Genomic DNA, 24,332 nt, shown 5'->3' on the forward strand with positions numbered 1-24,332 from the left:
CATTTTAAAAGGATATTCCAATCTACTTATTTTAACGCGTTATCGCGAGAATTAAGCCGATTAGAACGCCCTTGTATGTTAGCAAAAAGGGTACTTAGATTGCCATCTCTTTTTTCACTTGTTCAACCCAGTTAGCAATACGCTCTTCGGTCAATTCTGCTTGTCTATCTTCATCAATAGCAAGGCCTATAAAGTGGTTATCATCAACTAAGCCTTTTGACGATTCAAAGTGGTATCCTTCAGTTGACCAGTGACCAACAATTTTAGCGCCTTTAGGTTCAATGATGTCTCTTAATGTTCCCATTGCATCACAAAAGTATTCAGCATAGTCTTCTTGATCGCCACAACCAAAAATAGCCACAACTTTATTAGTGAAATCAATTTGTTCTAAATTCGGGAAAAAGTCATCCCAGTCACATTGTGATTCGCCATAATACCAAGTTGGAATACCTAAAAAGAGCAAATCATATTTTTCAATCTGTTCTTTTGTGCTTTTAGCAATATCATAGAGATCAGCGTTATCGCTACCCAATAATTGCTGAATTTGTTCTGCTACTTTCTCTGTGTTTCCAGTATCGCTGCCGAAGAAAATTCCAATTTTGGACATATTTTTACCTTATTTTTATGGTTACTTATAAAATGAGAATTATAGCATCACGCCATAAAAAAACAGCAATAATGCTGCATTTATTATAGATTTTTTTTATGAAAGGGTGACAAGACTACCCAATCGTTAAATATTGGATTACACTTTCCAAATATTAACTCTATCTATTTGGTGTAAGTTTATAACCAATTTTTTTGGAATCCATTTATGAATCTGCATGAGTATCAATCAAAACTTTTATTTAAAAAATATGAATTACCTGTTCCTATTGGATATATTTGTCATTCTATAGATGACGTTGTTGAAACATTGGCTGAACTCACAGTACAAAATGTATCGGCTAAATGGGTGGCAAAGTGTCAGGTTCATGCGGGCGGCCGTGGCAAAGCTGGTGGGGTTATTTGCACGGACAAATTGTCAGAAATTAAACAGTTTAGTGAACATTGGTTAGGCAAGCATTTAGTGACTTATCAAACAGATAGTAACGGTCAGCCAGTAAATAAAATTTTGATTGAACAAGCTTGTGATATCCATAATGAGATTTACCTTGGCGTGATCGTTGATCGCTGTTCTCGGAGGATTGTGGTGATGGCTTCAACAGAAGGTGGAATGGAGATTGAAGCGGTTTCGGTGAATACACCTGAGCTCATTTTTAAAGTCGATATTGATCCATTAGTTGGTCCTTGTGCATATCAAGGACGAGAGCTGGCTTTTAAACTTGGTTTAAGTGGTAAGCTCATTAATCAATTTACCAAAATTTTTGTTAATTTAGTCAAACTATTTATTGAAAATGATTTATCAATAGCTGAAATTAATCCATTGGTGGTGACTCAGCAAGATTCATTAGTATGTCTAGATGCTAAAGTTATACTCGATGATAATGCTTTATATCGTCATCCTGATCTTAGTGTACAACGAGATATTACTCAGGAAGATGAACGCGAGTCTATTGCCACTAAACAAGGGATTAGCTATGTGTCATTAAATGGTAATATCGGTTGCATGGTTAATGGTGCGGGTTTAGCGATGGCAACGATGGATATTATTAAATTATATGGTGGTGAGCCGGCCAATTTTCTTGACGTCGGTGGTGGGACTACAAAAGAAAGAGTGTGTGAAGCATTCAAACTTATTTTATCAGATAGTCATGTCAAAGCTATTTTAGTCAATATTTTTGGTGGCATTGTACGCTGTGATCTCATTGCAGATGGCATTATTGCAGCAATTAAAGAAATTGATCTAAGTGTACCCGTTGTTGTTAGGCTTGAAGGAAATAATGCTGAAATTGCACGACAGATATTAGCGGATAGCAAACTCAATATCATTAGTGCACAAAGTTTAGCTGATGCGGCACAAAAAATATCTACAGTGGCTAAATAGGGTAATGGAGTCAATATGTCAATTTTAATTAATAAAGATACTAAAGTGATTTGCCAAGGCTTTACGGGTAGCCAAGGAACATTCCATTCTAAACAGGCACTTGAATATGGGACGCAATTAGTCGGCGGGGTAACGCCTGGTAAAGGCGGTACAGAGCATTTAGGTTTGCCTGTTTTTAATACGGTCAAAGAAGCAATTGATGCAACAGGTGCAACGGCGAGTGTTATTTATGTACCGGCTGCATTTGGTAAAGATTCAATCCTAGAAGCCATAGATGCTGGTATTAAACTTATCGTCTGCATTACAGAGGGGATTCCGGTCTTAGATATGTTGTTAGTAAAATATAAATTACAGCAGACTGACACGATAATGATTGGACCAAACTGTCCAGGTATTATTGTGCCCAATCAATGTAAAATTGGTATTATGCCTGGGCATATCCATCTAGCTGGTAAGGTTGGAATTGTGTCTCGCTCAGGAACGCTCACGTATGAAGCCGTTAAACAAACTACAGATATTGGCGTTGGACAATCCGTATGTGTTGGAATTGGTGGTGATCCCATTCCTGGCAGTGATTTTATTGCAATACTTGCTTTATTAGAGCAAGATCCACAAACTGAAGTGATTGTCATGATCGGTGAAATTGGCGGGACAGCTGAAGAAGCCGCTGCAGAGTATATTAAAAAACATGTTTCTAAGCCTGTTATAGGCTATATTGCAGGTGTCACTGCACCTACCGGTAAACGAATGGGACACGCCGGGGCGATTATTTCTGGCGGTAGAGGGACGGCTGCAGAAAAAATAAAAGCATTAGAAGAAGCCGGAGTGACCGTTGTATCTAGCCTTATTGGTATCGGTGAAGCAGTAAAAAAACAATTTAATTAAATTTTTTTGATTATTGTCAATTTTTATTGTTGAATTTTAGTGTACAATAGCACGAATTTATTTTTATCATTCATTGTAGGCTTTAATGGCAGTCTTTAGGGAGTTAATATGCTAGATATTGTTGAACTATCCAGACTCCAGTTTGCACTTACCGCAATGTATCATTTCATATTTGTCCCACTCACGTTGGGAATGGCATTTCTTCTTGCTATTATGGAAACTGTATATGTTGTTAGTGGGAAGCAAATCTGGAAAGATATGACCAAATTTTGGGGTAAATTATTTGGTATCAATTTTGCGCTAGGTGTTGCAACAGGATTAACCATGGAGTTCCAATTTGGAACAAACTGGTCTTATTATGCCCATTATGTTGGGGATATTTTTGGTGCACCGTTGGCGATTGAAGGGCTAATGGCCTTTTTCTTAGAGTCAACAATGGTTGGCTTATTCTTTTTCGGCTGGGACCGAATGAGTAAAGGTAAGCACTTGATGGTAACGTGGTTAGTTGCTATCGGTTCTAACTTATCAGCGCTTTGGATTTTAGTTGCTAATGGTTGGATGCAGTTCCCTGTTGGTTCTGAGTTTAATCCGATCGTTTCTCGTATGGAAATGAGTAATTTTCTTGATTTGATTTCAAGCACCGTTGCTCAGTATAAATTTTTACATACTGTTTCGGCTGGTTATGTCACGGGTGCGGTATTCGTTTTAGGTATCAGCTCTTATTACTTACTGAAAAATCGTGATGTTGAATTTGCCAAGCGTTCATTTGCCGTTGCAGGGGTTTTTGGTTTAGTAATGTCCGTTAATTTAATCATTATGGGTGATGATGCGGGTCATGAAATGGCGACTATTCAGCCTACTAAACTAGCAGCGATTGAAGCTGAATGGGACACAAACCCTGCACCAGCAGCATTTAATTTAATTGCTTTTCCATCGCAATCTAAAGAAGAAAATCTTTTTGCTATTGAAATTCCTTATGTCATGGGAATTATTACGACACGATCTTTTGATACGCCAGTAAAAGGTTTGAAAGAAATTATGGCTGAGAATGAAGTTAAAATACGTAATGGTATCTTAGCATATAGCAGCCTTGAAAAAATCAAAGAAGGTAATACAGATCCCGAAGTTCGTCAAATGTTCAATGAGTATAAAAATGACTTGGGTTATGGTTACTTAGCACAACGTTTTACAGATAAAGACAATGTTAAGCTTTCTGATGCAAACGAGGTTCATATTCAAGCGGCTGTTCAAGATTCTATTCCAGCAGTTGCACCATTGTTCTGGGCATTTAGAATCATGGTTGGCTTAGGTTTCTTAATGTTGCTTGGTTTTGTCATCGCAGTTTGGTTAACTTGTAAAAATAAAATTGGTGAAAAACGTTGGTTCCACCGCTTCTTATTGTTTAGCATTCCTTTTCCATGGATTGCGGTTGAATGCGGTTGGTTTGTTGCTGAATACGGTCGTCAACCGTGGGCAATCCAAGATATTTTACCAACAAGTGTAGCCCATTCATCACTATCTGCTGGGGAAGTTCTGTTTACATTGCTACTTATTTGTGGGTTATATACGTTGTTCTTGGTAGCTGAAATGTTCCTAATGTTCAAATATGCGCGTTTGGGCCCAAGCTCGTTAGAGACGGGTAACTACCATTTTGAAAATACAACCCCACAAGCAGAAAAAGAATAGGGCTCAAGGAGAATACACTATGTTTGATTATGAAGTTTTACGTGTGATCTGGTGGGTGATTATTGCTGCCGTGTTAATTGGTTTTGCTATCACAGATGGTTTTGATATGGGCGTTGGAATTTTACTCCCTATAATTGGCAAGACCAATAATGAGCGTAGAATTATGATCAATTCTATTGCCCCACACTGGGATGGCAACCAAGTTTGGTTAATTACTGCTGGTGCGGGTTTATTTGCTGCTTGGCCAATGGTATATGCAGCATCATTTTCTGGGTTTTATATTGCGATGATTCTCGTACTTTGTGCGTTATTCTTCCGACCACTTGGTTTTGATTATCGAGGTAAATTAGAAAGCTCAAAATGGCGAAATATGTGGGATGCCGGTATATTTCTTGGTAGCTTTGTTCCTGCATTAGTTTTTGGTGTTGCCTTTGGTAATTTATTGCAAGGTGTACCATTTGAGATCGATCTTTTCCAACGCATTTTTTACCATGGTAATTTCTGGGGTCTACTTAATCCATTTGCTTTACTTGCAGGTATTGTGAGTTTAATGATGATTGTAACTCATGGCGGTGCTTGGCTACAGCTGAAAACAACAGGTGAACTGTATTTGCGTGCTCGCAAAGCAACGCAAGTTGCAGCCTTAATCATGGTAACCGTATTTATTATTACTGGCTTATGGATTACTTTTGGTTTATGGGGATTCCATGGTTATGAAATAACAAGTGCTATCGATCATAATGCTGTTTCTAATCCTTTAGCTAAAACTGTAACGGCTGATGGGAGTTGGTTAACCAACTTTAATACCTATCCTATTTTATGGGCAGTCCCATTGTTTGGTATCATTTTCCCATTTTTAACGGTTATACTGTCTGGTTTAAATAAAAATGTATTGGTATTTCTGACTTCTTCATTAACGATTATTTGTGTATTACTTACATTTGGTATTGCTACATTCCCATTCATTATGCCGTCAAGTTTGATGCCCAATGTTAGTTTAACTATCTGGGATGCGACCTCTAGCCAGCTAACATTAACAATTATGTTTTGGGTTGTGGCGATATTTTTGCCGATTGTTTTACTCTACACTATTTGGGCTTATGCCAAAATGTTTGGTCGATTAAACAAAAACTACATTGAAAAGCACGATCATGGGCTTTACTAAATAAAATATAAACGGGGAAAAACGCATGCATTATTTTTTCTGGGTTGCTATAACGGCAGCGGCAAGCCTTCTTTCAGTGGTCATTGGATTATGGATTGACCGAAAGATTGATGAGAAGAAAGTAGATTAGTTTTTAGGTGAAATAAAAAGCGGATATGATATCCGCTTTTTTTATCTTATTACTCACTGGTTTACATTCATAATCGTATTGTTATGTGACTACAAATATTGAATACTTAGGAATGATTAAGTTCCTCTTTTGCTTGTTCACTGATTTCATTTTTTATTGGTTTTTTCACTTCAATACCCATTTCCCTGAACTGTTCTAACTGACCGACGATATTACCGCGTCCCTTTGTTAATTTATTCATTGAGCTATGATAAGTCTGTTGTGCTTTATCTAAACTATTCCCAAGTACTTCCATATCTTCTATAAAACCACGAACTTTGTCATACAGTTTGCTTGCTCGCTCGGCGATTAATTCTGCATTACGATTTTGATATTCATAGCGCCATAAGTTATTAATGGTTCGCAGTGCAACCAATAAGGTTGTAGGGCTGACAATCATGATATTGTGTTTTAATGCATCATTAATCAATGATGGATCTTGGTCAATCGCCGCAAGGAAAGCGGGCTCAACAGGAATAAACATTAATATATAATCAAGTGATTTCACACCGTTGAGTTTATGGTAATCTTTTTGGCTGAGCTGTTTAATGTGATTACGAACAGCAATAAGATGCTCACTCATCGCTTTGAATTTTTCTTGCTCATCGTCACTATTAAAATACCGTTCATATGCAATTAACGTCATTTTAGCATCAATAATTACATCATTACCTTGCGGTAAATGAACAATAACATCGGGCTGCATGCGTTGATTATTGTCGTTATTTAAACTGACTTGTAACTCATACTCATAGCCTTCTCGCAAACCAGAATTTTCTAAAATTCGGTTAAGAATCACTTCGCCCCAGTTACCTTGAGTTTTATTATTACCTTTGAGTGCATTAGTCAGATTGATAGCTTCTTTCGCCATCTGGTCATTAAGTTTTTGCAGATTGCGAATTTCAAATGTGAGGGTATGCCGCTCTTTTGCTTCTTGTCCGAAGCTATCTTGAACTTGTTTTTTAAACCCTTCTAACTGTTCTTTAAGTGGCGTTAAGAGATGATTTAAGCTTTGCTGGTTTTGTTGTTCAATTTTTTTACCACTTTGATCAAAAATTCGATTTGCTAGGTTTTCAAACTGTTCATTTAATCGTTGTTCGCTTTGAATTAAGATTTTTTGTTTTTCATCCGCTAAGATTCGACTCTCTTCAAGGCGTGTTTTTTGTTCGCTGTTTTCAATACTAAGCTGCAAGTTTTGTTGTCTTATTTGCGATAATTCATTTTGTAATAGGGATATTTCAGCTAGTAATACCTCATTATCCGTTTTTTTTTGTTCAAGTTGTAAATCAAACAGCTGCTGTTGATTATTGAATGTTAGGCGTAGTTTAACAATCCAGACAATAAGGACTAGTAGAATTAATAAGGTGATACCACCGAGTGGCAGTACGAGCAGATCAAGTAGCGTGGTATCTGGCATTAAGCATTCTCCAGATTGAAACTCATTACTTGGCTAATCGTCATTTGATTGAGTGCTAACATAATAAGTCGATCTAACCCTACAGCAACTCCAGAACATTCAGGAAGTCCTGCAGCCATTGCTGCTAGCAAATATTCATCAATTATTTGAACCGGTAGCCCTTTACTGAGGCGATCTTGATTATCGCGCTCAAAACGTGCTCGTTGCTCTTTAGTATTAATTAACTCTTTGAAGCCATTAGCCAGCTCAACACCTTTATAGTAAAACTCAAAACGTTTGGCTGTGCGGTGATCCTCGCAGCAGATTTCAGCTAGTGCCGCTTGTGTTGCAGGGAAATGGTAGATAGCGGTAGGTTTTTCCTGGCCGATATGTGGTTCAATACCAAAGGTGAATAAAAATTGTAATAGGGTATCGATATCAACATCTTGGGTATTAAAGCTTAATTCGAGTTTATCTACCGCGTTGATGAGATCTTCTCGACTCGCTTCAAAAGGATCAAGGCTTAAGTATTTGATAAATGCGTTTTGATAACTTATATATTCAGCAGGCTGCGTGTCTAAAATAAGCTGTAACAGATCATCAACTTCGTTAATCATTTGCATCATATCAAATTGAATACGATACCACTCTAACATGGTAAATTCTGGATTGTGATAACGTCCGATCTCTTCATGGTTACGAAAACATTTGCAAATTTGATAAATCGGCCCACTTCCTGCGGCGATAAGTCGTTTCATATGGTACTCAGGGCTAGTGATTAAGGATAATTTTTTCCCTAATAGTAAGTCCATATTACCCGGTTTAGTAAAGATAGTTTGGAATGAACTTAAATGTAAATCGGTCACTGCTGCTGCGCTTAAAATTGGTGTTTCGACTTCGAGAATGCAACGATCGGCAAAAAATTCCCTGATTTTTTTAATAATCTTAGCGCGCTTTAATAAAAGATCGATGGATGCTGTTGGTTGCCAATTTTCTGGGTTTATCATAACGTGGTTAGCTCGTGTGTAATAAAAATGTTAGGTTAAAATTGGTGACTAGTTTAAAGAAATAACCCCAATATTAAAAGCCAATAATGGCCGATAGCTTAAAAATCACCGGCTCTCTAGGCTGCTTGTTGTGAGTTCTTGTTTATTTTAACATCATTTTACGTGTTATATCGCAAATCGATCTGTTATTGTGCCCATTGCTACCGTTTTCACTTATTATTTTGATATTCGTATGATGGCAGAGTTTTGCTATATGAAGTTCACTGGATTTTCATTATTAGAAATATTGGTCGTGATTTTGATGACATCCATCCTCTCTGTGGGAGGGATAAGCAGTTGGCGGGACTTAAGAGATCGTAATGAACTACTGACCGTTACACTAGCACTCACCTCATTTTTAAATGAGGTTAAGTCTGATGCTAACCGACACAATGATAATTTAACGGTATACGTGATTAGATCGCATTCTCTGCCGTGGTGTATTGCTGTAAGCCGGCATCATCGGCCGGCTGATTGTCAGACCAAATTACGCTTTATACCTGATCATAAGCAAGTTGATTTGATTGGTTTAACGACTGATTCGGCATTGATTTTTTATGGACGGCACAATTCGGCAACGCCGACCAGCATTCGCCTTAGCAATCGTATCGGTAATAGTCAGATTATTATTTCTATGCCGGGAAGAATTCGTTACTGTAGTTATCAGACCTATTTAAGCGGATTTAGCCCGTGCTAAGACGTGGATTTTCATTGTTAGAGATGCTGCTAGCGTTGGCTCTAACATCATTTATTATGCTGAGTATTGTAGCTTTTTATCCTAAGTTTCATATGGGGATGATGAATATTTATCAACAAAATCGTCTTGAGCAGTTAACTGAGCAAGCTTTATCTGGGTTATTTAAAGATCTCAAGCGTGCTGGCTTTATTGCCAGTTCCCCAAAGGATATTAAACAACCAGCGATAACGATTAATCCATCGGGTGATTGCATCATAATTCGTTATGATTCCACAATTAGTGGTATTTGGCGCGATCACACAAATTTGGGGCAACGATCTGATGTTTTCGCTTACCGTTATTATCAACATAATCTTAGCGCTCAAAATGGTGCGACGCATTGTGGCAAGGCTGTCACTCGTTGGGAAAAATTATTTGATCCCAATGAAGTTGCTGTATTGCAATTTGAGGCAAAGCAATACCGTTCTAGCACAAAAGTAACTATTTTGGTGGGATTAATCCGTTTTCCTTCGATTAAGTATCAAGCGACTTATTATGTTAGGAATTATAATGTCTAAATTTATTTTAAAGAAAAGTGATGGGTTTAGTGCGATAGCGATGGTGATGATGTTGTTTTTGTTGACGAGCGTTTTACTAACTGAGTTTCGCCGAACTTCATTATCGACTCAAAAACGCACGGTTGTTGACAAACAACATTATCAAAACAAAAATTACGCTTTATCAGCGATTCAATGGGCATTAACATTGGAGTGGGAATTACCCGATAACACTTGGTATTGCAAAAAACATCCTACTAGCTTGTTTTATGCTTGTATCAAGTTAGCGACATTATCGAATAATAATTACACAGTGATTAAAGGGCAATCAGGGGAATTTACTTATTACCACTTGGCAAATTATCGGCAAGGTCGGCTAAAAATTGAGCATGGACATTGGCTTGATTATTGCCCACAAAAAAGACAAGCAGATTGTGAATAATGATTTTAATGGGCAAAGTGGAATATCTTTGCTAGAGGTCTTGATAGCAATTTTATTAATCAATATTGTTATTTTAGGATTTCTGAATATGCAGTCTGTCTTACTCGCTAATCTATCACAGGCTAAAGAGCAACAACAGGCAGAACATATTGCTTTTCAGTTGCTAGACATATATCCCAATACTGACTTAATTGAGCTGCCATCTAATTGGCTTTATCGAATTATGATTACACCTTATTTGGATCATTGTCATATTGTTCGTATAACAGTTCAACCTAACTTAGGTAATAGTGTTACCCAAGATAGGTGGTATTGCTATTGATAAGGTTAAATTAAGCCTTATTCATGGGTTTTTTAGTGCGGCGACCATTATTAAAAGGGCGTGGTGCTTTGGGTTTTGGTAGATCGCTCAACAACGCACTAGAATCATAATGACTGACCGGAATTGAATGACCTATAACATTTTCGATTCCTGGTAAATTATGAGAATACCGATCGCACGCAAAGGAAATTGAAACGCCATCATCACCAGCACGGCCAGTTCGACCGATACGATGACGGTAATCATCACAATCATCCGGTAGATCATAATTAAAAACATGTGTAACATGTGGAATATGCAAACCTCTGGCGGCAACGTCAGTTGCAACAAGGATATCTAACTCACCTTGAGTAAATTTTTCAAGTACTGTAAGTCGCTTTTTTTGCGCGATATCGCCGTTAAGTAAACCCACTCGATGCCCATCGGCAACTAAATGCCGCCAAATTTTATCGCAGGTAACCTTAGTGTTAGCAAATATGATTGCGCGCTCTGGCCATTCTTCTTCAATTAATGTTTGTAACAGCGGTAATTTTTCTTCATTTGATGGGAAAAACAGTTCTTCTTTAATACGATGGCCAATTTTTTGTTCGGGCTCAACTTCAATATACTGTGGTTCATTCATATATTCAAATGCAAGCTCTCTAACATTGTGCGATAGGGTCGCTGAAAATAGCATGGTAAAGCGTTTTTTAGCTGGCACCATTTGGCGAAATAGCCAACGAATATCGCGGATAAAGCCTAAATCAAACATGCGATCGGCTTCGTCTAGTACAACAACTTGGACCGCATCTAAATTAATATATTTTTGTTTTGCATAATCTATTAATCGACCCGTTGTTGCAATGAGAATATCAACGCCTTCCGCTATTACTTTTAGCTGTTTATCATACCCATCACCACCAAACGCTAATCCTAAATGTAAGCCAGTTTCAGCAGCGAGTATTTGAGCATCATGATGAATTTGTACAGCCAGTTCTCGTGTTGGCGCTAATATGATTGCCCTTGGCTGATTTTTTTGATGATTTTCAATTGGTTGGTGATTAAGTAAATAATTAAATGTTGCTGTTAAAAAAGCAATAGTTTTCCCCGTTCCTGTTTGCCCTTGTCCTGCTATATCAAGACCTTTCGTTGTATGATGCAATGATTTTTCTTGAATCGGTGTACAGTAGTGAAAGCCATTTTTGTGCAATGCACTCAACACTAACGGGTTTAATTCGAATTGATCAAATGATGTTTTTGTCAAATAAGATTGTGTCATAAAATTATAGTTTACTTCGTGTTTTTCCAAAATTGCTGTGAGTATAACACATCATGTAGAAATACAGCACTAATTATTCCTCCCTATTGTTTCAATTACTGGTGAAGAACTAAAATATAGCCTAATATGTTTGACAGTAAAATCGAGTTTAATAACTTATAATTATCTAATAGGTGGAGAATAAAATGAGTAATGCTATTGTCGCGTTAACAGAAGCTAATTTTGATAAAATCCTGGCTGAAACAACTAAACCTGTTTTGGTTGATTTTTGGGCTGAATGGTGCGGTCCATGTAAAATGATTGCACCAATTCTTGAAGAAATCGCACAAGATTATGCTGATCAATTAGTTATTGCAAAATTGAATGTTGATCAAAATCCATCAATTTCTCCAAAATTTGGAATTCGTGGTATTCCAACATTACTCTTATTTAAAGAGGGTAAAGTAGTTGCAACGCAAGTAGGTGCTTTATCTAAACTACAATTAAAAACGTTTTTAGATAATCATCTATAATTATATTACGCTTATTACTGCATCATTGATGCAGTAATAAGTTTATTTTTGTCATTCTCTTTTATTCAAGATAAATATTGTTTACGCTGAGTTAATTATCTTTTTGATCATTGCAATTGCTAGTCTATTAATTGTTATTACTCTGCTGTTTTAACTTTCCCTTCTGATAAAAATTACTGTTTTTCATGTGTGCATCGAAATTAACACAGTTGGCTATATCTATCTGCTAGAATTAACATTATAGTCACATAAAATCGTCTTTTTACTGTTTGAGTTAATTGTATTGATTCTAATATATGCTAAGTGTTGGCAAAGAATCTATTCTGACAAATTAAAGGTTACCTATTTAGTCGTGCTCTTGTTGTTGGTAATAACGTCTGTGTGGCGGAATTTACTAACGCTAAAGCAACAGATGTACAGCAAGTATATGCTTACTAGCGACTACAAATACCCTATTAACAATGGTTGATTTTCAAAATGAAGAGGCACGTGGTAAGTTGGCCTGTTTTGCTCCTTAAACCTCAAGGAATAACAGTTTGTGTATTACTTGCAGATAGCTTGCTGCCATGGTTAATTTCAATAACTTGGGTACCGTAATCATGATCAGCTGCCATTATAATCTCCAAATATTTAGCAATAGATTAGTGTAAGTGGTGGCATATGATAAATAAAGAAGATAGAAGTTTAACTTGAGAAATAGATATTTACAGATTGGCATTGTTGTTTGTAGAATTAAGAATAACCTTTAGTAACGTACTGCGAGAACTTTATGGGATTAAGGAACTGGATATTTAATACAACAGGAATCTGTTTAAAAAAAACAGAGGGACCATTTGTTTTTAATGAATTATATAATAAAAAGGTTCAGTTAAATGCAGTGAAAAAGCTAGAAATACTTGCTTTAGGTTCTTCTCATGGCGCTTACTCATTTATTCCTGAAATAATAGGACGAAATTCATTTAATTTATGTTCTACCAGTCAAGATTTATATTATTCATACCAATTATACAAAAAGTTGAATAATTCTTATGACGAGTTAAAAACTATCGTTTTATTTTACTCTATTTTTTCCAATGGTTTTGAAATCGAAAAAACTAAGGAAAAATCAATAAGTGCTTACTTTAAGTTTCTATATAATATCGAACCTAAATTTAATAATAACGAATTAATTTTAGAACAGAAGAAAATTAAAATTTTTAGAATGCAAACTAATATGTTTGAAAAAATTGATAATGGATTCTTGTATCATAAAGATAAACCGCTAGACTGTTTTAATGTAAATGATCGAGTGAATATACACCTAAGAGAAAATAAACGAGAGAATGATCAATTAGATTATGTTGTAAAGTTGATAAATGAATGTAATAAAAATAATCAAAAATTATGTATTATTCTATCGCCAGCTAGGCGTGATTATAAGCGACTAGTTCCTAATAACTCTTTTGAGAAAATACTTGAGTTAAAAAAACAATACAAGTTTGAAATGATTGACTTTTTTAACTCAAATCTCTTTAATGATGATGATTTTTTTGATTGCGATCATGTTAACTTAGTTGGTGCAAAAAAATTATCAAACCGTTTAAAAGACTATTTATAAATAACTGTTTTATGCGCTGGCGGGCCGTTGAGCCCCGCCTCACCTGCGCACTAACGCTATGAGAAATTGTGCATTTTTTAAAACTGGCGAAACAGCCTTATTAACAACAAGTTTTGATACATTTTTGATTAAAAATATCTTTGTAAATCCTTGCAAGTCAGTATTGCAGGCTCATTTTAGTAAACAAAATAAGATAAGGTAAAATTTAGAATTAGGGGCGATTTCCAGAAAAGTTATTCAGTTACCATTTTATAACCTGCGAATTATCAAAATTACTTTTCTCCAGGTAACCTGAATTTTGGCGCTATATATTATATGGCTAAATATTAATCAATTTATTATCTATGATTATTTATACAATATTTGTGCTGGAATAATTGATTGAGTGCATGAACATGATGATACAGATAGGAATAAAATTGCTGGTTAAAAAATGAGCCTTATTCTTTTTGAGGTGATTTGGTTCGTTTTGTGTATTGCTGTTACGCCTTGGGAGAGAATGGCGGAAGCGCAGGACAAATAAAGTTTTGCCAACTCTGCATCTATGGTTTTGATTTTTTTACATATTTTCATATTGAAAATTCTCCATAAATTACTTGTTATACGTTTTAGTAGACGTTTAAATACTGGACTGCTATGGACTAAAATAATATGGTGTACAATCAAAGTAAAATCTAATTTTTTTATTAAATACTTATACTTATTTTTTTGTGGCATTTTTATGAGCATAGCCATAATTCAGAACTAATTATGCACATTCTCGTTTAAATTCACTACTTAATTGTCTTGTCACGGGATAATCTCCTTAATTGATGGTTTATCATGTCGCTAAGAATGTCTCCAAGAAAAATATACCGTTACTGATTTTTACTTTTTTATTTTATGAACATAAAACTATATCGAATCAATTAATGTAGTTTCATTTAGTTCATTAACTAAAAAATCTATCACGGCTCTTATATTATTTGATGAACGCAACTCAGGGTAAGATACAATCCAAAGCTCATCAAAGAAAATATGCTTTTTAATAGCGATTAATTCTTTATTATTTTTGACTAACATATCAGGTAATACTGCAATACCTAACCCAGCTTCCACAGAAGCAACTTGGTTAGCAACACTGGTTGTAACTAACTTAGATGCTGTATTCGGAATATTTACAGCTAACCACTTTGCACTGGGTAAATGGGAATAGCTATTACTCCAAGTAATAAAGCTATAGCGATCCATATTATCGGCATAAGGCTTTTTAAAAGGTAATAGATAGTTTTGGTGTGCATAGAGACTGTATGACATTCGGCCTACTCGCCTAACTAATAAATTATTTTGCTCTGGCCGCACAAAACGCAATGCAATATCTACTTCATGCGTTACAAACCCCACACTATTAATACCCGAAACAATTTCTAATTGTAATTTAGGGTATTTTTGATAAAGCTTAGGTAAAACAGGAATAATTAAGTGGTTAGCCAGACTTTCTGCCGTAGCTAATTTAACGTTCCCCTCCACATCCATTTGTAACGTTGCTGCCGTATGCTCAAGCCCCATAAACTTAGCTTCAATTTCCTCGGCATAATGAAAGATACTTTTTGCTTGTTCGGTTAAATAATACCCTGTTTGATGGCGAGTAAATAATGTGACTTTTATATCTTTTTCGAGGGCACTAATTCTACGTGCAATTGTTGATTGGCTCACTTTTAAATCAAGTGCAGACTGTGTAAGGTTACCCGTTTTTGCAACATGCAAAAAATACTGTAAATCATCCCAATTTAATCGTCTATTCATAATATTTAATACCTATATTTTTCATTTTTAGAAAATATATCTCTATTATTTTGCATTTTTAAATTAATAGCAATGCCATATGATGCACTTATCAAGTTTCTAGCAAACTTAATAACCACCAATTAAATGGAGTAGTATAAAATGTCGGATAAAGAAGAAATAAAACAAGTTAAAAACATTATTCAAAGCTATTTTAAAGCCTTTGCAGAATGTGATGTAGAAAAAGCAATTTCACTGCTTACAGATGACATTGTTTGGCATGTTGATGGGGATACGAATATTTTTAGTATCGGGCTTATGTCCGGTAAGGAACAAATAGGCAAATGGATTAGTCATTTTCCAAAAATGCTAACACCGACTGAATTTAATATTAATCATACCCTAATCAATGGTAATGAAGTTGTTACCTTGGGTAATTTTCGCTATCGTGTTAATAAGACAGGACACCTAATCAGTAGTGATATGGCTATTCATTTTACTTTGCGCGATAATAAAATTGCCCGCTACCATATTTTTGAAGACTCTCTATTACTATCACAAAGTTTTAATTATTACCAAGACTGCACAAAAAAAGAAATTAATCTCAACGGTACTCGATATGCCTATTCTGATCGAGGAAATGGTCCTACATTAATCTTTATGCATGGATTGTTTGCAGATCGTTCAATCTTTGAGGCACAAGTTTCTGAGTTAGAAAAAAACTATCGCTGTATTACTTTCGACTTACCGGCTCATGGTATGTCAGATTATCCTAAAGAGGGCTGGGAACTAAAAGATTTAGCTGAGGATGTTACTTTATTTATTAAAGAATTAAAACTCGATCCTGCTACCCTAATTGGACAGAGCCAAGGCGGGATGATTGCTATGTTAATGGCTGCTTTGAATCCATCGCTTATTTCAAATATGGTACTAATAGGTACTTCAGCACGGCAAGAATACAGTGAACGAATTGAACAATGGCAAAAAGCAAAAGAAACTATTATGCAGGGCAGCTTTAATGAAAAAGAATCTCTCTTCAAAACATTACAATCTTTCATCAATACACAACACTGGTTAAAGGTTCATGATACAGAAGCTATAAGTGAACGCAAAAAAATGCAGCTCAATGATAATATTGGCTTATGCTTAGCTATTGATGCAGCAACCATCAATAGACAAGATATTCGCGCCTATTTACCTAAAATTACGGCTAAAACATTGGTTATTTGCGATGAAGAGGATCATGGAACACCTATAGAAATTAATAAAGAAATCAGTGATGCAATCGCTAATAGCCAACTTGTGATTCTAAAAGGTGTGGCTCACCACCCACCAACGGAGTCTCCATCTGAGGTATTAGAACATATCCAATCATTCTTGCAAAAAGATAGTTGTAATTAATAAATTATTATTGTTTGATTGAATTTAAGTTTAGTACTGTCAAATTAACTTTCAATAACGAATTTTAATTTGGCAGTTAACCTCTAATTCTGAATTTTAGATACAACTTAGGTGATCTCATTCCAATCTTTAAATCGACGTTCAGCTAAAATTCTAAATGTTTTAGCTGTGCATAAATACCTTGCGCAATTGAAATGGCCATAAATATTTTCAAAACACGATAAGAATAATTGGGCTTGTTTTAATGATTTAAATTTACGCATTTTCTTCTCTTTAAGCCGCGTTGGTTGATGTGAATGGATTCATAAGTAACAGAAATACCTTTTTGCATCATGATAAGTTCAATATCGCGATAACTTAACGTAAAACGATAATAGAGCCAAACGCAATGACTGATAATGGAAGCTGGATAACGGTGACGCCGATAGATTTTACTTGTTTTCATCGGTATGATTATACTTAGGATTGGTTAAGTTGACAGTACCATTTTAGCTTCTCTTTGATGGGGATTAGTTGTCTTGTCACGGGATAATCTCCTTAGTTAATGGTTTATCATACCGCTAATAATGCCTATAAAAAAAGTATACCGTTACACTGCCAAATTAAAATTCGTCATTGAAAATTAATTTGACAGACCTATTTTTCGGTCTACCTTTTGAAAGTGGATTGGTGTGGATTACTCTGGATGAGTATGGAATTAATAAAAAAATTGAGAGCAAAAAAAATCCACTCGAACCCTTTATAATAAAGGTTAGAATGGACATCTTTGTACTACTGTGGAATCTGCCACAAAATAAGTGGCGGAAGCGCAGAGATTCGAACTCTGGGAGGGTTTCCCCTCGCCGGTTTTCAAGACCGGTGCCTTCAACCGCTCGGCTATTTTATCTAAAAATCCTGTAAATACTTAGATTTACAAGAGATATCAATAACCTTTTCAACATTCTTCGAGCTATTCAATAAAATTGGAAATGACCAATGAAGTGTCAGTTAAGTTACACTAATTTATCTCATTATTGCAAGCTATTTTTGTACAAATTAATCAATTATTTTTTATCTATCTAACTGTTTAAAATAGATAAATCTTAAGGGTGGGTACAGGGGATTAGGAGTAAATATTCTATAATGCAATACTCCTTAAAATTTTCTCACAGAAATGTTTATAAACTTCTATGAGATCTTTTTTTTTCCATTTTAATTGCTAAGCTATAGGTATATATATTAGTTGGGTATAGAGAGTTGCACAGTGGATTTCTAAGATAGTTTTATTACATATACTATTAAATATAAACAAATACTAAAATTTATCATACAATAGCGGTATATCAATAATCATTAATTGGCAGATTTCTTCTATGCAAACTGAATTAATAAAACAACTTAATCAAATATTAAAAGAATTTCCTGAATATTGGGAAGGTGAAACATTACAACGTTCAGTTGTTATTAATGATATTAAAAATAAAAAGCCCATTTTGATTAAAGCATTAATAAGCAACCCTAAAATAAAAGAACTATATGGCTCAGAAATTGAGGGTGTATTGATATTTGATTTTGAATCATTAATTAGTTTATTACGTTATAAAGAATATTGGGCAAATAGTTTTACTAAATATCGTAATAGTGTAGGGCTTACTAGTGAAGGAAAATACTTAAATTATAATTCGGATGTTGTACTAGATTTTCCTTTTAAAGATTGTGTACTTGAAGGCGGAATGACTAAAGAAGAACAAGGTAAGAATGAAGTTTATTATAATGAAATCATCGCGCGTGATGAAATAGATAGGCTATTTTCTCCTAAGGCACTAACTAATGTTAAACGTTACAGTAAAGATGGAGTGGAAGACAACATAACAGATTTTAAAGATAGTGATAATCTCATTATCAAAGGTAATAACTTAATTGCATTGCACTCTTTAAAAGAACGTTATGCGGGTAAAGTTAAATTAATTTATATAGATCCTCCTTATAACACAGGTAATGATAGTTTTAAGTATAACGACCGTTTTAATCATTCCACATGGCTTACGTTTATGAAAAGTAGACTTGAAGTGGCTAGTGAATTGTTGAGGGATGATGGTGTAATATTTATTCAATGTGATGATAATGAAAGCGCCTATCTTAAAGTGCTAATGGATAATATTTACGGAATAGATAATTTTATTAATACTATTATTGTGAAATCATCGACACCAAGTGGAACAAAAACAGCTCATCGAGAAAAAACGATAATCAAACTTAAAGATTGTATACTTGTTTATAAAAAAAATAATGTTAAATTTAATCCGCAATTTATAGTGAAAGATAAATGGGATTCTCATTATTCTTTATTTTTAGAAAAAATTGATAATCAATGGGTATTAAAAAATTTAATAGATATATTAATTGAGAATAAAATAATTGATAGAAAAATATCACTAAAGGATTTAGATATTAATAATAAAGACTTTAAAAAATTTTATTTAGAAAATTGCGAAAATATTTGTAGATTACAATCACATAAAAATATTGACGCGAAGCAAGCCTCTAATAACATAGGGAATAGAGTTTATGAACATTTTAATGAGAAAGGTGACTTGTTAGGGCTATACTATAATGGACAAGTAATTACGCCGTTAAAACAGGGAATTCAAAAGGTTATTATTAATCGGCGATTTACAAATGACTTAGGAATGTTACTTTGTGATTTTTGGGATGATATTGATTTTCAAAATACTCAAAATGAAGGAGGTGTAAGCTTTCCAACAGCTAAGAAACCGGAAATGCTCATATCAAGAATAATTGAAATGACTACAAACAAAGATGATATTGTTCTCGACTTTTTTTTAGGTAGTGGAACAACTGCATCTGTTTGTATGAAATCAAGTAGAAAATTTATTGGTATTGAACAGATGGATTATGGGACAGATGATAGTGTTAAACGTCTTACAAATGTTATTGGTGGTGAGCAATCTGGAACTTCAACATTATATGCTTGGAGAGGTGGTGGTAGCTTTGTTTATGCTGAGTTAATGGAGTTTAATTATCGTTATATTCATGATATTCAAAAAGCACAAAACTATGATGAATTAGTTAAACTGTTTGAGCGAATGAAGGAGACTGCGCATCTTAATTACCTAGTTGAATTGGATAAAATTTTAGCTACTGAATATGAGACTGATGGTATTAGTCAAATGGTTGGATTTAATGAATTAGCACTAGAGGAACAAAAACAACTTTTAATTGAGTTACTTGATAAAAATCAACTGTACGTTAATGTTAGTGAAATGAATGATAGCGATTTAAATGTTTCTGAGCCAGATAAAGCATTTACGAAAAGTTTTTATGGGAATGATTAATTATGGCAAAAGAAATTAAGACGAATAAATTGTTATTCAATCAATTTAAGGAGTTTGATAAATTCGGATTGTTTACCGAGGTTTATCAAGTGCCTAGTTATATTAAAAATAACTTAAAAGATACATTACGAGCATATCAAGAAGAGTCCTTGCGTTATTTACATTATGCACAAAGTAGCCCTAGTGCGAGTGAACAATATAATCATTTACTGTTTAACATGGCAACGGGTGCAGGTAAAACCATGGTGATGGCTGCGACAATACTTTACATGTTTAAAGAGCAAGGTTATCAAAATTTTATTTTCTTTGTACACACTGATGCTATTATCCAAAAAACTAAAGAAAATCTATTAAATACGTTATCATCTAAATATTTGTTTACGCCGTCAATTGAAATTGATGGTGAAAAAATTCAGATTGAAGCGGTTGAAACATTTCCGGTTACGCCAAATAAAAATACAATTTATTTAAAATTATCGACTATTCATAAGATTCACGATGAACTAAATAATTATAAAGAAAATACTGTGACGTATGATGACTTAAAAGAGTTACCATTAGTGTTATTAGGTGATGAGGCTCACCATTTTAATGCCGAGACAAAGGCGAAAGGTAAAGCGAAAAATTCATCAGAAAATGAAGAACTCACTTGGGAAAGGACGATTGAAAAAATCCTTGCTCTACAGCTTAAAAATCGACTATTTGAATTTACCGCCACTATTAACTTAGATAGCAAAGAGATTTATCAGAAGTATAAAGATAAGATTATTTATCAATATGACTTGAAACAGTTTATGGATGATGGTTATTCTAAAAAAGTGATGTTACTTGAGGCTAATCAGAATGATAATGAAAAAATGCTTGATGCAGTATTATTAAGCCAATATCGTAAGTTAGTTGCAATAGATAATAATATCATTGGGTTTAAACCGATTATTTTATTCAAATCAAATCAGATTGCGATATCTAAAGCAAAACAAGATGACTTTATCCAGATTATTGATAATTTAACGCCAGAGAAAATCACCACGCATTTAAATAATAAGAAGACACAATTAAGCTCAGTAAATAGTATTTGGCATAAAGTGATAACGCGTTATAGTCAGAGCGATTTAATTGTTATTGTTGAGATGATTAAAGATGACTTTAATGAAATGAATCTTCTTAATGTAAACAAAAGTGATTTAATGGAGGAGCAACCAGTATTACTTAATACGTTAGAGGAAATTGATAACCCGATTCGTGTTGTATTTGCGGTTGCTAAAGTTAATGAAGGATGGGATGTTCTTAATCTCTATGATATTGTCAGAATTAGCGAAAAAGCGTCATCGACGAAAGCCAATACTGACAGTGAAGCCCAGTTAATTGGACGTGGAGCTCGTTACTATCCATTTATTTATGATAGTGATAAAAGTTATACACGTCGTTTTGATAAAAACAATCACGAACTAGCGATACTTGAACAGCTTCATTATCACACAATCAATGAGCCATCATATATTAAAGTCTTACACGCCTCGTTAAAGCAAGCGGATATCGATTTTAATTCCGATGGTAATGGTATTGTTTATCATGCCAAATTAAAAGATAACTTTAAAAAATCAAAAACCTATCAATATGGTAAGTTGTATTTTAATAAAGTTGAAGAAATTACGAGTGAACAGCGCTCATGGAGCTCATACTCGCTTGAGACACATTTTGAAGAGGAATATAAAACAGCTAATGAAACATCATTAAGTGAATTAAGTGATACTAATCTTAATGGGCAATATAAACTTGAGCCATTGAAGTTGGATAAGCGATTTATTAATAAGGCAATGGCAAAACAATCATTTTATTCATTTAACAATCTTCAATATTACTTTCCTAAATTAAAAAGCATGACTGAGTTTATCGATAAAGACAGTAATTATTTAGGTAAGATTCAAATTGATATCAAATTACCATCATCTTTAAGTGTTGATGACTTTACACCGAAAGAAAAGCTACAATGCCTCGAAAATGTATTAAGTAAAGTAGCGGATAACATCCGTCGTAATTATCGTAAGTATAAAGGAACGTATGAGTTTATTAGTCAACCTTTAAAAAATATTATTATGGATTATAGCGCCTATATAGATTCTTCAATTGCCATCAATCAAAAAATCACAGCAAACAGTACAATAGGTAAACCGTGGTATGTGTTTGATACAGCAATTTTAAATCAATTAGAGCACCGATTAGTTGAATTACTTGATAAGTTTATCGTTAAACTGAAAGAAAAATATGATGATATTTACCTTATTCGTAATGATGAACAGTCAACACGTTTTAAATTGACAGAGTTTGATGGTGTAAGAGGGTTCATGCCTGATTTTATTTTACTTATGAAAAATAAGCATGAAGATGCTTATTATCAAGTGTTTCTTGAGCCTAAAGGCGATGACCGTTTATTGGGTGATAAATGGAAAGAAGATATGCTTGAAGCAATTAACGAAGAAAATATTATTTTCTTAGACGGTGATGATAACATTCGTTTAATTGGAATTAAATTCTTTGCAGATAGTCGACGGAATGAGTTCGTTAAGGATTTCTCTAACAAGCTTTATGATGGGAAACCACTTGAAGATGATTTATTAATATCTTGATGACAAGTACAGTATAGAACTTTAGCCTAAGTGCGGTATTGGTAGTTGTACATAGAGTGTAATCTATAACAAAATTAATCATTAATGATTTAATTTGCGTATTTTAATTTATTGTTTTAACGTAAGAAATAAATTATATTTCTATATTTTATTTTCATAGAAAATAATATAACTAGTTATTCTATTTTTTAATCGTAAACGTTAGATATTTTTAGTATCAACAAATACGGAAGTATGAGTTAACGTTGTGTTACGCTATATAATGCGTAGCATTAATTAAACTTAATAATTAACTTAGTTATGATACATAAATAATAACACTTAAAAAGATAGTAAATTGAAATAGGATGATAGATTTAAATATAACATTAAATTCAATCTTAATTTAAGTAATATCAATGAATAACATAAAGAATTGATAATAACATTGATTAAATGATAACGATAAAATGTATTACCTAAACTAAGTAAATTAATGTTATTAAAAAATACTGTAACAATGTTTAATCTTAGTAAGCGTAAGATTAATAATATAGGCTTACTTACTTTTTTAGGTAAATACACTTATGTTATCATTATTGAGTTAATTTATTTTCTGTCTTAACTGTATCTCATTTTCAATGAAAATATTTGAATATCACATATATAGACGTAATTTAAGAGAAAAAAGTGCAATTTATTTTTTAGTTTTTGAATACTTTTTGCAATTTATTTTTCAATGTGTCCAATTCGTACTTAATCGTTCTTTCAGACATGTTAGCCCTATTTGATGTTTCTTTTATTGTATATCCATCAATTAAATGAGGTATGAGTATTTGAGGATAATGTCTTCTAATTGTTGATTCAATTAATTCATCCTCTTTATTGTTTAGAACAAAGTCATCTAATTCACTACTAAAATAATCATTATCAGTCATTTCTTTAGTGCAGATAACATCTGATGGTATAAAGTTTTCAAGCGCTAGTCTTTTTATATTTTGATTTTTTCTTAGCTCGTCATTAATAAGATTGGTAATGGTTGTTTTCATATAAGGCATTAGCTCATAAACAGGTTTAGTAAGTTTTCTATCGAGTAATTTTAAAAAAGCTTGTTGAACAATATCCTCACAATCTATATGACTTACATTTAGGTGATTTGTGTACATTTTGTTTTTCGCAAACTTACGTAGCTTCTTATAATTCTCCTCATAAAATTTTTCTATGTATTGTTTTGCGTATTTGAGCGAGGTAAATACACCTTTATAATTCACGTCTGATTGACTAATTGTAACCGTCTCTTTTAACTCGTGGTACTCACCAATATTGAATCCATACATTCTGTTAAGGTGTTGTTCAGCCGTTTTTATATCAAGGTGAATAGATGTTGTTGTATCTATTTTTCCTGTTACATGTAGTTCATCCATGTAATGAGTGACAAATCCAACCCCACATAAATAACTCGCAGTTTGCTGATTGTCACAGGTAATAGTATGTTTTCCGTCGTAGAAAAAATCCATTGTAATATTCC

20 protein-coding genes and 1 pseudogene are annotated in these 24,332 nt (G+C 33.8%); 13 read left to right on the forward strand and 8 right to left on the reverse strand.

The window, feature by feature from the left end; translation table 11 throughout:
* Positions 1–94 precede the first annotated feature (94 nt).
* On the reverse strand, positions 95–607 hold the full coding sequence (gene fldA / locus DES39_RS01380) for a flavodoxin FldA (RefSeq protein WP_121143982.1): 513 nt from the start codon (positions 605–607) through the stop codon (positions 95–97).
* Positions 608–814: 207 nt separating this feature from the next.
* Between fldA and sucC the strand changes: the two genes are divergently transcribed.
* The 4 genes from sucC to cydB all read left to right on the forward strand — a co-directional run bounded on the left by sucC (position 815) and on the right by cydB (position 5,723).
* Positions 815–1,987: an ADP-forming succinate--CoA ligase subunit beta gene (gene sucC, locus DES39_RS01385; RefSeq protein ID WP_121143983.1), complete on the forward strand. Its 1,173-nt coding sequence runs from the start codon at positions 815–817 to the stop codon at positions 1,985–1,987.
* Positions 1,988–2,002: 15 nt separating this feature from the next.
* Positions 2,003–2,872 carry a succinate--CoA ligase subunit alpha gene (sucD, locus tag DES39_RS01390; protein ID WP_121143984.1) on the forward strand — a complete coding sequence of 290 codons (870 nt, stop codon included), beginning with the start codon at positions 2,003–2,005 and terminating at the stop codon, positions 2,870–2,872.
* A gap of 108 nt (positions 2,873–2,980) precedes the next feature.
* Positions 2,981–4,558 carry a cytochrome ubiquinol oxidase subunit I gene (locus DES39_RS01395; protein WP_121143985.1) on the forward strand — a complete coding sequence of 526 codons (1,578 nt, stop codon included), beginning with the start codon at positions 2,981–2,983 and terminating at the stop codon, positions 4,556–4,558.
* A gap of 19 nt (positions 4,559–4,577) precedes the next feature.
* Entirely contained in the window at positions 4,578–5,723 is a 1,146-nt protein-coding gene (gene cydB / locus DES39_RS01400; RefSeq protein WP_121143986.1) for a cytochrome d ubiquinol oxidase subunit II, read from the forward strand.
* 236 nt (positions 5,724–5,959) lie between these two features.
* Here the strand turns inward: cydB and rmuC are convergent, their stop codons facing one another.
* Positions 5,960–7,309 carry a DNA recombination protein RmuC gene (gene rmuC / locus DES39_RS01405; protein ID WP_121143987.1) on the reverse strand — a complete coding sequence of 450 codons (1,350 nt, stop codon included), beginning with the start codon at positions 7,307–7,309 and terminating at the stop codon, positions 5,960–5,962.
* Entirely contained in the window at positions 7,309–8,295 is a 987-nt protein-coding gene (epmA, locus tag DES39_RS01410; protein WP_121143988.1) for an elongation factor P--(R)-beta-lysine ligase, read from the reverse strand. The genes rmuC and epmA overlap by 1 nt, the downstream gene beginning before the upstream one ends.
* 232 nt (positions 8,296–8,527) lie before the next feature.
* On the opposite strand from epmA, the gene DES39_RS01415 reads away from it, so the two are divergent.
* The 4 genes from DES39_RS01415 to DES39_RS10895 all read left to right on the forward strand — a co-directional run bounded on the left by DES39_RS01415 (position 8,528) and on the right by DES39_RS10895 (position 10,331).
* Complete coding sequence (locus DES39_RS01415) at positions 8,528–9,031, forward strand: hypothetical protein (RefSeq protein WP_147405407.1); 504 nt, start codon at positions 8,528–8,530, stop codon at positions 9,029–9,031.
* Positions 9,025–9,588 (forward strand): prepilin peptidase-dependent protein, encoded by a 564-nt coding sequence (locus tag DES39_RS01420; RefSeq protein WP_147405408.1) that lies wholly within the window; start codon positions 9,025–9,027, stop codon positions 9,586–9,588. Before DES39_RS01415 ends, DES39_RS01420 begins: the two co-directional genes overlap by 7 nt.
* Entirely contained in the window at positions 9,581–10,009 is a 429-nt protein-coding gene (locus DES39_RS01425; RefSeq protein ID WP_170143302.1) for a DUF2509 family protein, read from the forward strand. Before DES39_RS01420 ends, DES39_RS01425 begins: the two co-directional genes overlap by 8 nt.
* A gap of 88 nt (positions 10,010–10,097) precedes the next feature.
* Complete coding sequence (locus DES39_RS10895; protein ID WP_170143303.1) at positions 10,098–10,331, forward strand: prepilin-type N-terminal cleavage/methylation domain-containing protein; 234 nt, start codon at positions 10,098–10,100, stop codon at positions 10,329–10,331.
* A 10-nt stretch (positions 10,332–10,341) separates the two neighbouring features.
* Here DES39_RS10895 and rhlB read toward each other — a convergent pair whose 3' ends face one another.
* Complete coding sequence (gene rhlB, locus DES39_RS01435) at positions 10,342–11,589, reverse strand: ATP-dependent RNA helicase RhlB (protein WP_121143993.1); 1,248 nt, start codon at positions 11,587–11,589, stop codon at positions 10,342–10,344.
* Positions 11,590–11,774: 185 nt separating this feature from the next.
* On the opposite strand from rhlB, the gene trxA reads away from it, so the two are divergent.
* Positions 11,775–12,101, forward strand: coding sequence for a thioredoxin TrxA (gene trxA, locus DES39_RS01440; protein WP_121143994.1), 327 nt, complete (start codon positions 11,775–11,777; stop codon positions 12,099–12,101).
* Between the two features lie 769 nt (positions 12,102–12,870).
* A complete protein-coding gene (locus DES39_RS01445; protein WP_121143995.1) occupies positions 12,871–13,698 on the forward strand; it encodes a hypothetical protein in 828 nt (275 codons plus the stop codon).
* Positions 13,699–14,592: 894 nt separating this feature from the next.
* On the opposite strand, the gene DES39_RS01455 is transcribed toward DES39_RS01445, so the two are convergent.
* Positions 14,593–15,483 carry a LysR family transcriptional regulator gene (locus tag DES39_RS01455; protein ID WP_121143997.1) on the reverse strand — a complete coding sequence of 297 codons (891 nt, stop codon included), beginning with the start codon at positions 15,481–15,483 and terminating at the stop codon, positions 14,593–14,595.
* A 141-nt stretch (positions 15,484–15,624) separates the two neighbouring features.
* On the opposite strand from DES39_RS01455, the gene DES39_RS01460 reads away from it, so the two are divergent.
* Positions 15,625–16,863, forward strand: coding sequence for an alpha/beta fold hydrolase (locus DES39_RS01460; protein ID WP_121143998.1), 1,239 nt, complete (start codon positions 15,625–15,627; stop codon positions 16,861–16,863).
* Between the two features lie 107 nt (positions 16,864–16,970).
* Here DES39_RS01460 and DES39_RS10980 read toward each other — a convergent pair whose 3' ends face one another.
* Together DES39_RS10980 and DES39_RS11030 are read right to left on the reverse strand one after the other, a co-directional pair.
* The gene (locus tag DES39_RS10980; RefSeq protein ID WP_211324580.1) at positions 16,971–17,126 is read right to left on the reverse strand and encodes a hypothetical protein; all 156 of its coding nucleotides are present in this window, start codon (positions 17,124–17,126) and stop codon (positions 16,971–16,973) included.
* A gap of 32 nt (positions 17,127–17,158) precedes the next feature.
* A pseudogene (locus DES39_RS11030) lies at positions 17,159–17,308 on the reverse strand (IS6 family transposase); the annotation flags it as partial.
* 907 nt (positions 17,309–18,215) lie between these two features.
* Here DES39_RS11030 and DES39_RS01475 point away from each other — a divergent pair.
* Together DES39_RS01475 and DES39_RS01480 are read left to right on the forward strand one after the other, a co-directional pair.
* Positions 18,216–20,198 carry a site-specific DNA-methyltransferase gene (locus tag DES39_RS01475; RefSeq protein ID WP_121143999.1) on the forward strand — a complete coding sequence of 661 codons (1,983 nt, stop codon included), beginning with the start codon at positions 18,216–18,218 and terminating at the stop codon, positions 20,196–20,198.
* A gap of 2 nt (positions 20,199–20,200) precedes the next feature.
* Positions 20,201–22,825 (forward strand): DEAD/DEAH box helicase family protein, encoded by a 2,625-nt coding sequence (locus DES39_RS01480; protein ID WP_121144000.1) that lies wholly within the window; start codon positions 20,201–20,203, stop codon positions 22,823–22,825.
* Between the two features lie 683 nt (positions 22,826–23,508).
* On the opposite strand, the gene DES39_RS01490 is transcribed toward DES39_RS01480, so the two are convergent.
* Positions 23,509–24,321 (reverse strand): sigma-70 family RNA polymerase sigma factor, encoded by an 813-nt coding sequence (locus DES39_RS01490; protein ID WP_121144002.1) that lies wholly within the window; start codon positions 24,319–24,321, stop codon positions 23,509–23,511.
* Between the last annotated feature and the right edge of the window lie 11 nt (positions 24,322–24,332).

It is taken from the genome of Orbus hercynius (genome assembly GCF_003634275.1).
In the GTDB taxonomy this organism is placed as follows: Bacteria; Pseudomonadota; Gammaproteobacteria; order Enterobacterales; family Orbaceae; genus Orbus; species Orbus hercynius.

Excerpts from the sequence above, each read along its gene's own strand:
- DES39_RS01425 (WP_170143302.1), top strand. The coding sequence starts at position 9,581 with ATGTCTAAATTTATTTTAAAGAAAAGTGATGGGTTTAGTGCGATAGCG.
- epmA (WP_121143988.1), bottom strand. The coding sequence starts at position 8,295 with ATGATAAACCCAGAAAATTGGCAACCAACAGCATCCATCGATCTTTTA.
- trxA (WP_121143994.1), top strand. The coding sequence starts at position 11,775 with ATGAGTAATGCTATTGTCGCGTTAACAGAAGCTAATTTTGATAAAATC.
- DES39_RS10980 (WP_211324580.1), bottom strand. The coding sequence starts at position 17,126 with ATGCGTAAATTTAAATCATTAAAACAAGCCCAATTATTCTTATCGTGT.
- fldA (WP_121143982.1), bottom strand. The coding sequence starts at position 607 with ATGTCCAAAATTGGAATTTTCTTCGGCAGCGATACTGGAAACACAGAG.
- rhlB (WP_121143993.1), bottom strand. The coding sequence starts at position 11,589 with ATGACACAATCTTATTTGACAAAAACATCATTTGATCAATTCGAATTA.
- DES39_RS01480 (WP_121144000.1), top strand. The coding sequence starts at position 20,201 with ATGGCAAAAGAAATTAAGACGAATAAATTGTTATTCAATCAATTTAAG.
- DES39_RS01460 (WP_121143998.1), top strand. The coding sequence starts at position 15,625 with ATGTCGGATAAAGAAGAAATAAAACAAGTTAAAAACATTATTCAAAGC.
- DES39_RS01475 (WP_121143999.1), top strand. The coding sequence starts at position 18,216 with ATGCAAACTGAATTAATAAAACAACTTAATCAAATATTAAAAGAATTT.
- DES39_RS01490 (WP_121144002.1), bottom strand. The coding sequence starts at position 24,321 with ATGGATTTTTTCTACGACGGAAAACATACTATTACCTGTGACAATCAG.
- DES39_RS10895 (WP_170143303.1), top strand. The coding sequence starts at position 10,098 with ATGCAGTCTGTCTTACTCGCTAATCTATCACAGGCTAAAGAGCAACAA.
- rmuC (WP_121143987.1), bottom strand. The coding sequence starts at position 7,309 with ATGCCAGATACCACGCTACTTGATCTGCTCGTACTGCCACTCGGTGGT.
- DES39_RS01445 (WP_121143995.1), top strand. The coding sequence starts at position 12,871 with ATGGGATTAAGGAACTGGATATTTAATACAACAGGAATCTGTTTAAAA.
- cydB (WP_121143986.1), top strand. The coding sequence starts at position 4,578 with ATGTTTGATTATGAAGTTTTACGTGTGATCTGGTGGGTGATTATTGCT.
- sucD (WP_121143984.1), top strand. The coding sequence starts at position 2,003 with ATGTCAATTTTAATTAATAAAGATACTAAAGTGATTTGCCAAGGCTTT.
- sucC (WP_121143983.1), top strand. The coding sequence starts at position 815 with ATGAATCTGCATGAGTATCAATCAAAACTTTTATTTAAAAAATATGAA.
- DES39_RS01415 (WP_147405407.1), top strand. The coding sequence starts at position 8,528 with ATGATGGCAGAGTTTTGCTATATGAAGTTCACTGGATTTTCATTATTA.
- DES39_RS01455 (WP_121143997.1), bottom strand. The coding sequence starts at position 15,483 with ATGAATAGACGATTAAATTGGGATGATTTACAGTATTTTTTGCATGTT.
- DES39_RS01395 (WP_121143985.1), top strand. The coding sequence starts at position 2,981 with ATGCTAGATATTGTTGAACTATCCAGACTCCAGTTTGCACTTACCGCA.